Source organism: Pantoea sp. paga (assembly GCF_007558755.1).
In the GTDB taxonomy this organism is placed as follows: domain Bacteria; phylum Pseudomonadota; class Gammaproteobacteria; order Enterobacterales; family Enterobacteriaceae; genus Pantoea; species Pantoea agglomerans.
Genome location: NZ_VLTF01000009.1, coordinates 89,682 through 103,181, shown reverse-complemented (window position 1 = coordinate 103,181; position 13,500 = coordinate 89,682). Strand labels below are relative to the sequence as shown.

Annotated in this window: 12 protein-coding genes; 8 read left to right on the top strand and 4 right to left on the bottom strand. The window is 57.1% G+C overall.

The features are described 5' to 3' along the window. Positions 1-87 precede the first annotated feature (87 nt). From FOV68_RS19960 to pstB, 3 genes are read left to right on the top strand one after another with little or no spacing between them, the layout of a single operon-like run. Positions 88-2,175 carry an ABC transporter permease subunit gene (locus FOV68_RS19960; RefSeq protein WP_143991403.1) on the top strand — a complete coding sequence of 696 codons (2,088 nt, stop codon included), beginning with the start codon at positions 88-90 and terminating at the stop codon, positions 2,173-2,175. Next, the gene (pstA, locus tag FOV68_RS19955; protein WP_143991402.1) at positions 2,172-3,806 is read left to right on the top strand and encodes a phosphate ABC transporter permease PstA; all 1,635 of its coding nucleotides are present in this window, start codon (positions 2,172-2,174) and stop codon (positions 3,804-3,806) included. Before FOV68_RS19960 ends, pstA begins: the two co-directional genes overlap by 4 nt. Positions 3,807-3,818: 12 nt before the next feature. Then, positions 3,819-4,586: a phosphate ABC transporter ATP-binding protein PstB gene (gene pstB, locus FOV68_RS19950; protein ID WP_010260068.1), complete on the top strand. Its 768-nt coding sequence runs from the start codon at positions 3,819-3,821 to the stop codon at positions 4,584-4,586. A 282-nt stretch (positions 4,587-4,868) separates the two neighbouring features. Here the strand turns inward: pstB and purN are convergent, their stop codons facing one another. Next, entirely contained in the window at positions 4,869-5,507 is a 639-nt protein-coding gene (purN, locus tag FOV68_RS19945) for a phosphoribosylglycinamide formyltransferase (protein WP_115763804.1), read from the bottom strand. Continuing rightward, positions 5,504-6,544, bottom strand: coding sequence for a phosphoribosylformylglycinamidine cyclo-ligase (purM, locus tag FOV68_RS19940; protein WP_031592563.1), 1,041 nt, complete (start codon positions 6,542-6,544; stop codon positions 5,504-5,506). Before purM ends, purN begins: the two co-directional genes overlap by 4 nt. A gap of 230 nt (positions 6,545-6,774) precedes the next feature. Here purM and upp point away from each other — a divergent pair, with 230 nt between their 5' ends. From upp to hda, 3 genes are all read left to right on the top strand, one after another. After that, positions 6,775-7,401: a uracil phosphoribosyltransferase gene (gene upp / locus FOV68_RS19935; RefSeq protein WP_009088774.1), complete on the top strand. Its 627-nt coding sequence runs from the start codon at positions 6,775-6,777 to the stop codon at positions 7,399-7,401. A 146-nt stretch (positions 7,402-7,547) separates the two neighbouring features. Beyond that, entirely contained in the window at positions 7,548-8,831 is a 1,284-nt protein-coding gene (gene uraA / locus FOV68_RS19930; RefSeq protein WP_010671338.1) for a uracil permease, read from the top strand. Between the two features lie 107 nt (positions 8,832-8,938). Next, the gene (gene hda, locus FOV68_RS19925; protein WP_195719715.1) at positions 8,939-9,640 is read left to right on the top strand and encodes a DnaA inactivator Hda; all 702 of its coding nucleotides are present in this window, start codon (positions 8,939-8,941) and stop codon (positions 9,638-9,640) included. Here hda and arsC read toward each other — a convergent pair. Both arsC and FOV68_RS19915 read right to left on the bottom strand, forming a co-directional pair. After that, complete coding sequence (arsC, locus tag FOV68_RS19920; protein WP_039390809.1) at positions 9,637-9,978, bottom strand: arsenate reductase (glutaredoxin); 342 nt, start codon at positions 9,976-9,978, stop codon at positions 9,637-9,639. The genes hda and arsC overlap by 4 nt on opposite strands. 32 nt (positions 9,979-10,010) lie before the next feature. After that, on the bottom strand, positions 10,011-11,474 hold the full coding sequence (locus tag FOV68_RS19915) for a M48 family metallopeptidase (protein WP_039390812.1): 1,464 nt from the start codon (positions 11,472-11,474) through the stop codon (positions 10,011-10,013). Between the two features lie 753 nt (positions 11,475-12,227). Here FOV68_RS19915 and FOV68_RS19910 point away from each other — a divergent pair. Beyond that, the gene (locus FOV68_RS19910; protein ID WP_010671340.1) at positions 12,228-12,833 is read left to right on the top strand and encodes a DsrE family protein; all 606 of its coding nucleotides are present in this window, start codon (positions 12,228-12,230) and stop codon (positions 12,831-12,833) included. A gap of 31 nt (positions 12,834-12,864) precedes the next feature. Beyond that, positions 12,865-13,473 carry a DsrE family protein gene (locus FOV68_RS19905; protein ID WP_010671341.1) on the top strand — a complete coding sequence of 203 codons (609 nt, stop codon included), beginning with the start codon at positions 12,865-12,867 and terminating at the stop codon, positions 13,471-13,473. The last annotated feature ends 27 nt before the right edge of the window (positions 13,474-13,500 follow it).

Here is a 13,500-nt window from a genome sequence, read left to right as displayed (position 1 = left end):
ATGGCAGCGTTGTCCAACGCCAGGAGTTGTCTTATCAATCGGCTACGGGCAACATAGCGGCTTATTTTGGCCTGCTAGCGGAACCGCATGAGCGCAAACCACATTCCTGTCCAATTCAGCGATCGTAAGCGTCGTGCCGTTGACCGTCTGACACGGCGACTGGTCACCTGCTGTGGCGTGGCGATCCTGCTATTGATGCTGCTGCTCTTCTGCTGGCTGATTGGCGTGGTATTACCGCTGTTTAATGCGCCGGGCCTGCAGATTGCGGCCAGCCAGCAACTCTGGGATCGTGCGCCAGCCTTAGCGATTGGCAATCAGGGGAAGGTCGGATGGCGCATCAGCGAGCGCGGTGCGGCGCGTTTTATCCCGCTGGATGGTCAGCCTGCGGAACCGGCACTGGCCCTGACCCCGCCGCCCGGCGAGATAGTGCGGAGTGCCGATGAGCAGACGCTACTGCTGAATATGCAGGGTGCGCTGACACTGATGCAGCCCACGGCCGACCAGCAGTGGCGTTTTCCGCTGGGCGACAAACCGTTTCATCTGCCCGATGGCGCAGTGACGAAGATGGCGCTGGCGACGCGCCATGCGGGTCAGTGGCGTATAGCCGCACTCACTGAGGCCGGACTCCGGGTGCTGACGCTTGGGACCGATCGCCAGGCCTCGGTTATCCCGCTGCCGCAACGCCAGCTGGATCTGCTGGCGCTCTCGCCGTCCGGCGATCTGCTCTACACCACCGAAGGCAATCTGCTGCGGGTCTGGCAACTTGATGATGACCGTGCACTATTGCGCGAAACGCACACCCTGCCGCATCAGCCAAAAAGTCTGCATCTGCTGGTGGGCGGCAGAAGCCTGCTGATCCAGGATCGCAGCGGTGTCACGCAGTGGTTTGCTATCGCCAGCGAACAGGGGCCGCGCCTGCAGCGCATTCGTACCTTTGCCAGCAGCGACGGCGAGACCATTCTGGTGACGGAATCACAACGTCGCGTGTTTGCGACGCTCAGCAAACAGGGGCTGTTACGGCTGTTCGCCAGCAAGCAGAATGGCCCGATACTGGAGCGTCAGCTGGAACCTGGCATTGTGCAGGCGCAGTTTTCGCCACGTGGCGACAGCCTGCTGATTGAACGGGCGGGAAGCTGGCAGACCCTGCGGCTTGATAATCCGTGGCCGGACGTTACCTGGCGCAATTTCTGGCAAAAAATCTGGTATGAAAATTATCCCGGACCGGACTGGATCTGGCAATCGACCGCGGCGGGTGACAGTTATCAGGCCAAGTTCAGCCTGATGCCGATGGTGATGGGTACGCTGAAAGCGGCGAGTTTAGCGCTGCTGTTTGCCACACCGCTGGCGCTGGCGGCGGCGATGTACACCGCCTGGTTTATGGCGCCCGGCCTGCGACGCTGGGTCAAACCGGCCATTGAGATGATGGGTGCGCTGCCAAGCGTGGTCGTGGGGCTGATTGCCGGGATCTGGCTCGCGCCGCATATTGGTCAGGCGCTGGTGGGTGTGCTGCTGCTGCCGCTGACGCTGGCGGGCACGTTGCTGCTGTGCGGCGTATTCAGCGCGCGTTTACCGCCGCGCTGGCGTCAGCCGGGTCGTGAAGTGCTGATTCTGCTGCCGCTGTTGCTGCTGGTCACGCTGCTGACGCTGTGGCTGCCCACGCTGTTGATACCGGATGCGGGCGACTGGCTGCCGCATTACGAACAGCGCAATCTGCTGGTAGCCGCGCTGGCGATGGGCTTTGCGCTGGTACCGCTGATCTTTACCCTCTCTGAGGATGCGCTGTTCAGCGTGCCCGCAGCGTTAGGGCAGGGCTCGCTGGCACTGGGCGCGACGCCGTGGCAAACCCTGACACGCGTCGTGCTGCCGGGTGCTTCCGCCGGTATTTTTGCCGCCCTGATGATTGGTCTGGGGCGTGCCGTAGGAGAAACCATGATTTTGCTGATGGCGACCGGCAACACGCCGCAAAGTGAAGGTGGCCTGTTCAGCGGCCTGCGCGCGCTGTCCGCCAATATCGCCATTGAGATGCCGGAAGCGGCGGCGGGGAGTGCTCATTATCGCGTGCTGTTTCTCAGCGCCCTGATGCTGCTGCTGTTTACGCTGGTGATCAACACGGTTGCCGAGCTGATCCGTCAGCGACTGCGCCAGCGCTACAGCCAGCACGAGGAGCAGGCATGAAAGCGATGCGACAGAACGATCGCTGGCGCTGGCTAACCGCCGGTGCCGTAGCCGTCTGCCTGCTGGCCTTTACGCTGCTGATTGGGTTACTGGCCTGGCAGGGCGTGCGCGCTTTCTGGCCGCAGCGCGTCGATCTCTACACGTTTAGCCAGCCTGAAGGGGGCGAGACGCGGCTGCTGGGTGAAACCCTGGAACATCAGCGGCGCTTTCCGGCCCCGGCAGATGAGCAGGGCAACAGCGGCGGACAGGTTAATCGCTATCTGATTAAAACCGGTAACCGTGACTGGGACGCACCCGATTTCCGGGTAGTTTACAGTCGCACGGCGGCGCAGGTCAGCCAGCCAGCGGACATCATGGTGCTGCAGCGCCGTAGCCACGGTCAGGCATACGGCTGGTTTGTCGGCCTGCGTGAAGATGATGAAGAGCTAACTGCGCAGGATCCCGATGCGCTGCTGCATCAGCGGCTCGGACAGGTGCAGATGCTGGTGCGGCAGGCTAATCAGATTCGCCGGGTCGATATGGCGCGCCTCAACAGCCAGCGTGAGCAGCTTGATGAGCAGGCGACCACAAACCGTGCTGCCGGGCGCTTTGATCTGCAGGCCGAGTCAGAATATCAGGCCAATCAGGCCGCTTTGCAGCGCCGTTTTAATCAGCTGAGCGAGACACTGGCTTCGCTGCAACAGCAGAGTCAGCGCGATCTGTTAATCCTGCGGGATGTGCATGGCACCGAACATGCGATCCCGCTGACCGAAATCGTTGACAGCTGGAAGCCGAACGCGATGACGCTGACCGGCAAAACGCTGCATTTCCTGGAGCAGCTGTGGCGTTTCGTCAGTGATTCACCCGCTGAAGGCGAGAGTGAATCCGGGGCGTTCCCGGCGATCTTTGGCACCGTGCTGATGGTGTTGCTGATGTCGGTGGTCGTGATGCCGCTGGGTGTCATCGCCGCCATCTGGCTGCATGAATATGCCGGACGCAATGCGCTGACCAGACTGGTGCGCATCGCGGTGGTCAATCTGGCAGGCGTCCCTTCAATCGTCTATGGCGTATTTGGTCTGGGCTTCTTTGTCTGGCTGGTGGGCGGCACGATAGACCAGCTCTTCTTCGCCAGCGCGCTGCCCAATCCCACCTTCGGAACACCTGGTTTGCTGTGGGCGTCGCTGACTCTGGCGTTATTAACGCTGCCGGTGGTGATTGTGGCGACCGAAGAGGGATTATCCCGCATTCCCAACAGCCTGCGGCAGGGTTCGCTGGCGCTGGGCGCGACTCAGGCGGAAACCCTGTGGAACGTGGTGCTGCCGATGGCGGTGCCTGCCATGCTGACCGGCCTGATTCTGGCGGTGGCGCGTGCCGCCGGTGAAACCGCGCCGCTGATGCTGGTTGGCGTGGTAAAAATGGTGCCGGAACTGCCTGTCGACGCGGTGTTTCCTTATCTGCATCTGGACCGCAAGTTTATGCATCTGGGCTTCCAGATTTACGATCTGGCGTTTCAGAGTCCGAATATTGAAGCTGACCGGCCGCTGGTGTTCGCCACCGCGCTGCTGCTGGTGCTGATTATTCTGTCGCTTAATCTGCTGGCGATGGGCCTGCGTCACCGTCTGCGTGAACGCTATCGCCTTATGACTCAATAACAGGCTATGACTATGACGTCCGACACGGATATCGCGCTGACCGTTAACCAGCTGTCGCTGTGGTATGGCGAGCGCCAGGCGCTGCAGGCTATTTCGCTGCAGGTGCCGAAAAACAAGATTACCGCGCTGATTGGCCCCTCCGGCTGTGGCAAATCGACGCTGCTGCGCTGTTTTAATCGCATGAATGATGTGATTGATCATTGCCGGGTCGAGGGTGAGGTGTTGCTGGGATCGCAGCCGATCCTGCGACCTGAACAGGATCTCTCGGCGCTGCGTCGTCGGGTCGGCATGGTGTTTCAGCGCCCCAATCCTTTTCCAAAATCGATCTATGAAAATGTGGTCTACGGGCTGCGCTTACAGGGTGTACGCGATCGGCGGGTGCTGAACGAAGCCTGTGAACGTGCGCTGCGCGCGGCGGCGTTGTGGAGTGAGGTCAAAGATCAGCTGTCACAGAATGCACTGACGCTCTCGACCGGACAGCAGCAGCGACTGGTAATTGCCCGTGCCATTGCGATTGAACCGGAAGTTCTGCTGCTGGATGAGCCGACTTCCGCACTCGATCCCATCTCCACGCTGGTGATTGAAGAGCTGATGACCACGCTCAAGCAGCATTTCACGCTGGTGCTGGTGACGCACAACATGCAGCAGGCTTCTCGCGTGTCAGATTACACCGCGTTTATGCATCAGGGCGCGTTAGTGGAGTTTGATGAGACTGACCGTATCTTCACCGCGCCAAAACAGCGACGCACCGAAGATTACATTACGGGGCGCTACGGCTGAGAAAGGGGAAAAGCAGGCTTTCGTAAGGTGGGAATGAAGCACCGGCTCAGGGAGCCTGTACCCTTCGTAAAGACGCAAAAAACGCCATCCCTGGCGGCTCAGCGCGGGCGATTACGCACCTCATCCCTGAGGTGCGCCCGTAGCCGGGCCAACGCTTTGCGTTGTTCAAAACGCTCCCGACGTTTTTGTCCATGGCCCGCGATGCTTTACTACGGGTACAGTCTCCCATCGCTTTGATTTTTTCAGCCGTCTGTGGGAAAACCCGCAACGGCTTCTGAAGCGTCAGTCGTTAGCATAACCCTGCGGCGGCAGCGGTTCGCCATCCAGCCAGGCCTGGCCGTCACGCATCGCCAGACGATCCTCCACAAACCAGCCGATTACCATCGGATAGATGGCATGCTCCTGGTGCTGCACCCGCTCCGTAATCTCCGCTTCGCTGTCGCCGGGAAATACCGGGACTTTTGCCTGCAGGATCACCGGCCCCCCATCCAGTTCGTCAGTGACGAAATGCACGGAGGTGCCATGTTCGCTGTCGCCATTTTCCAGCGCCTGACGATGCGTATGCAGACCCGGATATTTCGGCAACAGGGAAGGGTGGATATTCAGCAGGCGATCGTGAAAATGGGCCACGAACGCGCTGCTGAGAATGCGCATATAGCCGGCCAGCACAATCAGGTCTGGAGTGTAGGCTTCGATTTCAGCGATGAGCTGGCGATCGAAGGCTTCGCGGTCGGCGAAGTCGCTGGCGGCAAGCGAGTGGGCGGGAATCCCCGCCTCCTGCGCCCGCGTCAGGCCATAAGCGGCGGCACGATTGCTGAACACGGCAGCCACGCTGCCGTGAATCCGCCCGCTTGCACAGGCGTCAAGGATGGACTGAAGGTTACTTCCGTTGCCGGAAATCAGTACAACCAGCTTTTTCATCCGTTGATGACCACACGCTCTTCGGCATCAGACGCTTTAATCACGCCGAGCTTCCAGGCTTTCTCGCCCGCAGCCTGCATCAGCGCAATCGCGTTATCCGCGTCTGCCGGACTCAGGGCGATGATCATGCCGACACCGCAGTTAAAGGTACGGTACATCTCGAAACGGCTGACGTTGCCCGCCTGCTGTAACCAGCTGAAGACGGCCGGCCACTGCCAGCTCTTCTCGTCGATAACGGCCTGAGTATTGTCGGGCAGCACGCGCGGAATATTTTCCCAGAAGCCGCCGCCGGTCAGGTGTGCGATAGCGTGCACATCGACCTGCTCAATCAGGCTCAGAATATTTTTCACGTAGATGCGGGTCGGTTCCAGCAGATGATCGGCCAGCGGTTTACCTTCCAGCTGTTCAGTCTGTGGATCGGTGTTGCTGACTTCCAGAATCTTGCGCACCAGCGAATAGCCGTTGGAGTGCGGGCCGCTGGAGCCGAGGGCAATCAATACGTCGCCATCCTGCACCTTGCTGCCATCAATGATCTCTGACTTTTCCACCACGCCAACACAGAAACCGGCCACGTCGTAATCTTCGCCGTGATACATGCCTGGCATCTCAGCGGTTTCACCGCCCACCAGCGCACAACCCGACTGCAGACAACCTTCGGCGATGCCGGTGATCACCGCAGAAGCGGTATCCACATCCAGTTTGCCGGTAGCGTAGTAGTCGAGGAAGAAGAGGGGCTCGGCGCCCTGTACTACCAGGTCGTTGACGCACATCGCCACCAGGTCAACACCAATGGCATCGTGACGTTTGAGATCCATCGCCAGACGCAGCTTGGTGCCAACGCCATCGGTGCCGGAGACCAGCACCGGTTCACGGTATTTTTGCGGCAGCGCGCAAAGCGCACCAAAACCGCCCAGTCCACCCATCACTTCCGGGCGACGCGTCTTTTTCACTACGCCTTTAATACGGTCAACCAGAGCGTTACCAGCATCTATATCAACACCGGCGTCTTTGTAACTGAGAGAGGTTTTGTCGGTCACTGCGAGGTCCCCACGCGAGTTGCGGTTGGTGGTTTAAAATAAAGCGCGGCAATTCTATCAGTGCAGGCAAACGTTTGCGAGTCCGGGATTGCGCATCGGACGATTTTCATTAATCCTCTATTTGTCCCGGTAAAACCCGCGGCTTTGCGCAAGAGCAGGTGGCGCGGAGCGCAAAAGGCGGTATAATCCCGCGATTTTTTTTTAGCTCAACTCATTCCGGGAGAACACCAATGAAGATCGTGGAAGTCAGACACCCGCTGGTCAAACATAAACTGGGCTTGATGCGTGAGCACGATATCAGTACAAAGCGTTTTCGCGAGCTGGCGTCTGAAGTGGGCAGCCTGCTGACCTACGAAGCGACCGCCGATCTGGAAACAGAGCGCGTAACCATTGAGGGCTGGAACGGCCCGGTAGAGATCGATCAGATCAAAGGCAAAAAAATCACGGTGGTGCCGATTCTGCGTGCCGGCCTTGGCATGATGGAAGGGGTGCTGGAGCACGTTCCCAGCGCCCGTATCAGCGTGGTGGGTGTTTACCGTGATGAAGAGACACTGGAGCCGGTTCCCTATTTCCAGAAGCTGGTCTCTAACATCGAAGAGCGTCTGGCGCTGGTCGTCGATCCTATGCTGGCGACCGGCGGTTCCATGATCGCTACCATCGACCTGCTGAAGAAAGCGGGCTGCACCAGCATCAAAGTGCTGGTACTGGTTGCCGCACCAGAAGGGATTGCCGCGCTGGAGAAAGCGCATCCTGACGTTGAGCTTTACACCGCGTCAGTGGATCAGGGACTGAATGAGAAAGGTTACATCATTCCCGGACTCGGCGATGCCGGGGACAAGATTTTCGGAACCAAATAATCGCACAGCCGACCAGAGAGTCGGCTTTTTTTTGGCAAAAAAAAGATCCCCGAACGGGTTTGGTGTGGCTGCAAGGCTCACCGGCGTGCCTGCTGCTGTGCCAGAGGCGCGCGCCCTGGGGGATAAATAACACAAGGGGATAAATGATGACTCGTCGCGCCATTGGCGTCAGTGAACGACCGCCGTTACTGCAAACCATTCCACTCAGCCTGCAACACCTGTTCGCCATGTTTGGTGCCACGGTACTGGTACCGATTTTGTTCCACATCAACCCGGCGACGGTGCTGTTATTCAACGGCGTAGGCACGCTGATCTACCTCTTTATCTGTAAAGGCAAAATTCCCGCTTACCTCGGTTCCAGTTTTGCCTTTATCTCGCCAGTACTGCTATTGCTGCCGCTGGGTTATGAGGTCGCGCTGGGCGGATTTATCCTGTGTGGCGTGCTGTTCTGTCTGGTGGCGCTGATTGTCAAACGCGCGGGCACCGGCTGGCTCGATGTGATGTTTCCCCCGGCGGCGATGGGCGCGATTGTCGCCGTCATCGGTCTGGAGCTGGCAGGGGTAGCCGCCAATATGGCAGGTCTGCTGCCCGCGGAAGGCAGCGCGCCCGACAGTACAACCGTGCTGATTTCGCTGGTCACGCTGGCAGTGACGGTATTCGGTTCCGTGCTGTTTCGTGGCTTCCTGGCGATCATCCCGATTCTGGTTGGGGTGGTGGCGGGTTATCTGCTCTCTGCATTTATGGGCATCGTTGACTGGAGCGGCGTGGTCAAAGCCCCCTGGTTTGCGCTGCCAACCTTCTATACCCCGCGCTTTGAGTGGGTGGCGATGCTGACGATCCTGCCTGCGGCGCTGGTGGTGATTGCCGAGCATATCGGTCATCTTGTAGTCACCGCCAACATCGTAAAGAAAGATCTGATTCGCGACCCTGGCCTGCATCGTTCGATGTTCGCCAACGGCTTATCAACGGTCATCTCCGGCTTCTTTGGTTCAACGCCTAACACCACCTACGGTGAAAACATCGGTGTGATGGCGATTACCCGCGTCTACAGTACCTGGGTGATTGGCGGTGCGGCGATTCTGGCGATCCTGCTCTCCTGTGTCGGCAAACTGGCGGCGGTGATTCAGGCGATCCCGGTACCGGTAATGGGCGGCGTGTCGCTGCTGCTGTATGGCGTGATTGGCGCATCCGGTATCCGGGTGTTGATCGAATCCAAAGTCGATTACAACAAAGCGCAAAATCTGATCCTGACCTCGGTGATCCTGATCATCGGCGTCAGCGGTGCGAAGGTGCATATCGGTGCTGCGGAGCTGAAAGGCATGGCGCTGGCGACGATCGTGGGGGTGGGATTAGCGCTGATCTTCCGTGTGATCTCGCTGTTGCGCCCGGAAGAAGTGGTGCTGGAGGCTGAAGAATCGCGCGAGCCGTGATCGCAGCAAGCCTGACAGGATCGGGGCAGGGACGCCCCATTCATCTCTTTCTGAAAACTGTGTTAGACTTCCCCCGATTTTTTGCTTGTTCTCTTGCTGAGGTGCTTCTGAACACGCCGGCACAATTGTCATTGCCACTCTATTTACCTGACGATGAAACCTTCTCCAGCTTCTGGCCGGGGGAAAACCCGTCGCTGATTGCCGCGCTGAAAGGCGCTCTCAACCAACAACATGGCAGCTATCTCTACTTCTGGTCACGCGAAGGCGGAGGGCGGAGCCATTTGCTGCACGCCGCGTGCGCCGAGATGTCAGCGCGCAGCGAAGCGGTCGGTTACGTTCCGCTGGATAAACGCACCTGGTTTGTACCGGAAGTACTGGAAGGGATGGAGCAGCTGTCACTGGTCTGCATCGATAACATCGAGTGCATTGCAGGCGAGCCTGAATGGGAAATGGCGATCTTCGATCTCTATAACCGTATTCTGGAAACCGGTAATACGCGCCTGTTTATTACCGGCGATCGTCCGCCACGCCAGCTTAATCTGCAACTGCCCGATCTCGCCTCGCGGCTGGACTGGGGGCAGATCTATCGCCTGCAGCCTCTCTCCGACGAAGACAAATTACAGGCGCTGCAACTGCGCGCCGGGTTACGCGGATTTGAGCTGCCGGAAGATGTGGGACGCTTCCTGCTGAAGCGACTGGATCGTGAAATGCGCACCCTGTTTGATACGCTGGATCGGCTTGATCGCGCCTCGATCAGCGCCCAGCGTAAACTCACCATTCCGTTTGTGAAAGAGACACTCGGCCTTTAAAACAGGTCGAGCACCGCTTCGGGCGGACGTCCGATCCGCGCCTTGTCGCCATTGATCACTATCGGCCTTTCAATCAGCACCGGATGTTCCACCAGCGCATCCAGCAGCGCACTTTCGCTTTTGTCGCTGAGTGCCAGTTCGCTATAGATCGCCTCTTTAGTCCGCATCAACTGCTGTGCGCTCTGCATTCCCAGTTTCTTTAACAGGATTTGCAGCGTCTCGCGATCGGGCGGCGTTTGCAGATAGAGCACCACTTCCGGCTCTATCCCGCGGGCGTTCAGCAGCGCCAGCGTCTCGCGGCTCTTGCTGCAGCGCGGGTTGTGGTAAATCGTCACCATCTCAGACTCTCCTTTATTCGCAGCATGAATGCTCAGCCTTTCTGATATTGCTTAAAGCGCTGTTGTAACTGGCGCAGCTGATCGATACGGGCATCGTAGCGCGCCTGTTTCAGGCTGCCGAGCGGCACCTGTGCGCTGGCGCTGCCAAGTGCGGTGATCGCCTGATCGAGCTGGCCATTCAGCGCCAGACTCTCTGCCCGCGCCGATAACTCTTCATCATTCAGTCCCTGCTGTGCAGACGCCTGGGCCAGCAAATCCCAGCCGTTAGGATCATCTTTATTAGCCCAGGTGTAGCGATTCAGAATGCGGCTGGCGTTGGCATACTGTTTCGCTTCAACGTAGGCGTTGGCCAGGTTGAGCTGCACCACCGGGCTGTTTTTTGCACTGGTGGCGGCGCTGAGCAGGGCGATCGCCTGTTGGGGCTGATTCAGGCCGATATCGATGTCTGACATAAGATCCAGGAACCAGACGTTATTCGGCTGTTTGGCCAGCAGCGGCGTCATAATCCGCTTCGCATCGGCAAAGCTTTTCGCCTGCAAAAACTGTATGGCTTTGCCATATTGTGACGCCAGCTGCTCACGAGAATTGCCGCTGGCATACTGGTTCAGCAGTTCGTCGGTAAGCTGATTACGCCCGGTGGAGTACATGCCCAGTGAACGCACCTTTGCCAGATAGAAATCTTCTGTAGATTGCACCACCACCGGCCGCATCTGGTTAGCGCGGTTACGGGCATCCGCCAGACGGCTGTCGGGCAGGGGATGCGTCAGCAGAATTTCAGGTGGCTTCGAGGAGAAGCGGCTCTGATCGGCCAGCTTCTGCAGAAAGTTCGGCATCGCCTGGGGATCAAACCCGGCGCGCTGCAGTACCTGAATTCCGATGCGGTCGGCTTCCTGTTCATTACCCTGGGTAAAACTGATAATTCCCTGCTGAGTTCCCGCCAGGGTGCCGGTCAGTGCTGCCATGCCCGCCTGCGGATTGGCCATCGCCAGCAGAATAGAGCCCAGCGCACCGACCCATGTCAGTGGCGCATTGCGCTTCTGATCTTCCATTGCGCGCGCCAGATGGCGCTGGGTAACGTGTGAAATCTCATGCGCCATCACTGACGCCAGCTGGCTTTCATTTTCGGTATAGCGGAACAGCGCTGAGTGCAGCACCACGTTGCCTCCAAAAAAGGCAAAGGCGTTGAGCTCATCGTTCTGAATCAGAAAGAAGTGGAACGGGGTTTTCACCGAATCGGCATGCGACACCAGTCGCTGACCCAGCTGATTAATATACTGATTAAGCAGCGGATCGTTGATCAGCGGCGCACTGGCACGCAGCTGGCGCACATAAAAGTCGCCCATCTGCAGTTCCTGATTAATCGACAGCGTCGAACCGGCCGTAGTGCCAATATCGGGAAGTGAATCACTGACATCGGCGTAAGCAGGTGACAGAGTAGTGAAAATGAGCGTCGGAAGGAGCGCGGCGATCAGCGTTTTCTTTAACCGGTTCAACATGCCTTAATCCTGTAGAGAGGCCCTGAAAATGGACAGGTGCGCAGCGGGAATGTTCCATTTTTCGCAGATAACGACGGTTCGTGACTATCTTAACCAGAGCATCAAAAGAATGAAATGTCGTTTTCTGGCAAACGACCGGCGTGATTTGTGCAAGATCGCCCATTTTGACGAAAAAAATTGAACATCCTTCCAACGTAAACCGCAGCTAAACGAACAGAAACCGGCGGAGTATCGCCGGGTTTGTGAGCGTTTAAGTGACGCCTTATTCATTTATTCCCAATGCGCTTCGGCAGAATAAAGCAGAATCTGCTGCCACGCAGATTTAGCCAGTGAGCGTATTTTTTTAAAGTTATGTAAATTCACTCAAAAAAACTGACTATGGCATGAGTTTTTCCAGGTCTACTCTGAAAAAATAGCCCTCTCTGAGCCGTTAATCTCCTCTTTGCCATTGATAAATTAAATCGTAACCCCCGCCTTTATCCTGCTTATTCCAGCTATGCCTGGCTGTTATTTATTTCTGTTAATGTCACAGGAAGGGATAAGAGCTAAAAGAGTCAGGTCCATTCTGATTAAGACCTTTTTTTCCTCATAATGAAAATTTTCGATTAATTCGGAAGGTGAATAATTTCAGCAGTTATCAGCCGCGCGCTGACCTGAATTTACACAGGCGAGAATTATGCCTGCGCTGTGATATAGATAGCCGACCTGATTCTGTCCTGAATCTGCCAGACATATTTGCCGGAGAGAAGTGTTATGCGTTCAGTGGTTTCATACGCGTTAATCGCCATTATTGGCGGAGTCGTTGGCGCGGCTGTCACTCAGAGTGGCGAGATTTATGACAAAGTGACACGCCATTTTGCAACCGAGCCTCAGGAAGCTCCGGGATTCTGGAGCACACCGGCGATTGAAGGTTACGGCAAAATTCATTATGAGCCCGACGCCGCGTTTAAACCGGTGGCGGGCCTGAGCAATAAAATTGTTTTCCAGATTACCCGAAGCGATGGCGCGATGACCGCGCCCAATCTGGGACTGGAGCGTGTGGCGCGCGTGGTGAATTTATATATCGCCTCCGGCATTCCGGCCGATCAGCTGAAGTTTGTTGTTTCGGTCACCGGCGACGCGACCCCCGCCATGCTGGATAACGCCCATTTTAAAAAGTTTTATGGCATCGAAAATCCAAACCTGAAGCTGATTAATGAGCTGAATCAGGCGGGAGTGAAAGTCTCGGTCTGCGATCAGTCCGTGGCATTCCATCACTATCCCAATAACTGGATTGATAAATCTGTAGTCCATGCACTTTCCAGTCCGACCACCGTATCAACCCTGCAAAACCAGGGATACGCGTGGCTGGCAATGTAATTAATGTTTTAAACGATCGGGAGAAGAGTTAATGCGTCCAGCAGCTTTAGTGGTGATGGCAGCCGTAGCGGGATTTATCGGCGGCAATGTTTTACAGTTGCCGGAATTATTCGATAAAGTCAGCGGAAAAATGGCGGATAATAAATCCGAACCTGCTGATTTCTGGAGTACGCCAGCGATTGAAGGCTACGGCAAAATACATTATGTCGATACGCCTGCATTTAAACCCGGCACGACAGCGGGCCTGAGTAATAAAATAGTATTCCAGATCAACCGCAGTGAAGGGGATATTCGTAAGCCGAATCTCGGTCTGGAGCGCGTAGCGCGCGTCACCAACCTCTATTATGCGGCGGGTGTGCCACTCGACCAGCTGAAATTTGTGGTGTCAATTAACGGCGACGCGGTTTCATCAGCGCTGAATAATGACCAGTTCAGCAAAGCCTACGGCGTCGATAACCCGAACCTGAAGCTGATCAGCGAGCTGAAAAAAGCGGGCGTTCAGGTCACTATCTGCGATCAGTCAGTGGCGTTTCATCAGCTTGAGCGCAACTGGATCGACCCGATGGTCACTCACACCATCTCCAGCGGCACCACCGTTGCCACCCTGGAAAACAGCGGTTACGCCTTCCTGATGCTTTAATTCCCCCACAGCGGCGTCACTGCCGCT

Coding starts and splice junctions, on each gene's coding strand:
- arsC (WP_039390809.1), bottom strand. CDS start 9,978: ATGGTGACGATTTACCACAACCCGCGCTGCAGCAAGAGCCGCGAGACG.
- purN (WP_115763804.1), bottom strand. CDS start 5,507: ATGAAAAAGCTGGTTGTACTGATTTCCGGCAACGGAAGTAACCTTCAG.
- FOV68_RS19910 (WP_010671340.1), top strand. CDS start 12,228: ATGCGTTCAGTGGTTTCATACGCGTTAATCGCCATTATTGGCGGAGTC.
- pstB (WP_010260068.1), top strand. CDS start 3,819: ATGACGTCCGACACGGATATCGCGCTGACCGTTAACCAGCTGTCGCTG.
- uraA (WP_010671338.1), top strand. CDS start 7,548: ATGACTCGTCGCGCCATTGGCGTCAGTGAACGACCGCCGTTACTGCAA.
- FOV68_RS19960 (WP_143991403.1), top strand. CDS start 88: ATGAGCGCAAACCACATTCCTGTCCAATTCAGCGATCGTAAGCGTCGT.
- FOV68_RS19905 (WP_010671341.1), top strand. CDS start 12,865: ATGCGTCCAGCAGCTTTAGTGGTGATGGCAGCCGTAGCGGGATTTATC.
- FOV68_RS19915 (WP_039390812.1), bottom strand. CDS start 11,474: ATGTTGAACCGGTTAAAGAAAACGCTGATCGCCGCGCTCCTTCCGACG.
- upp (WP_009088774.1), top strand. CDS start 6,775: ATGAAGATCGTGGAAGTCAGACACCCGCTGGTCAAACATAAACTGGGC.
- pstA (WP_143991402.1), top strand. CDS start 2,172: ATGAAAGCGATGCGACAGAACGATCGCTGGCGCTGGCTAACCGCCGGT.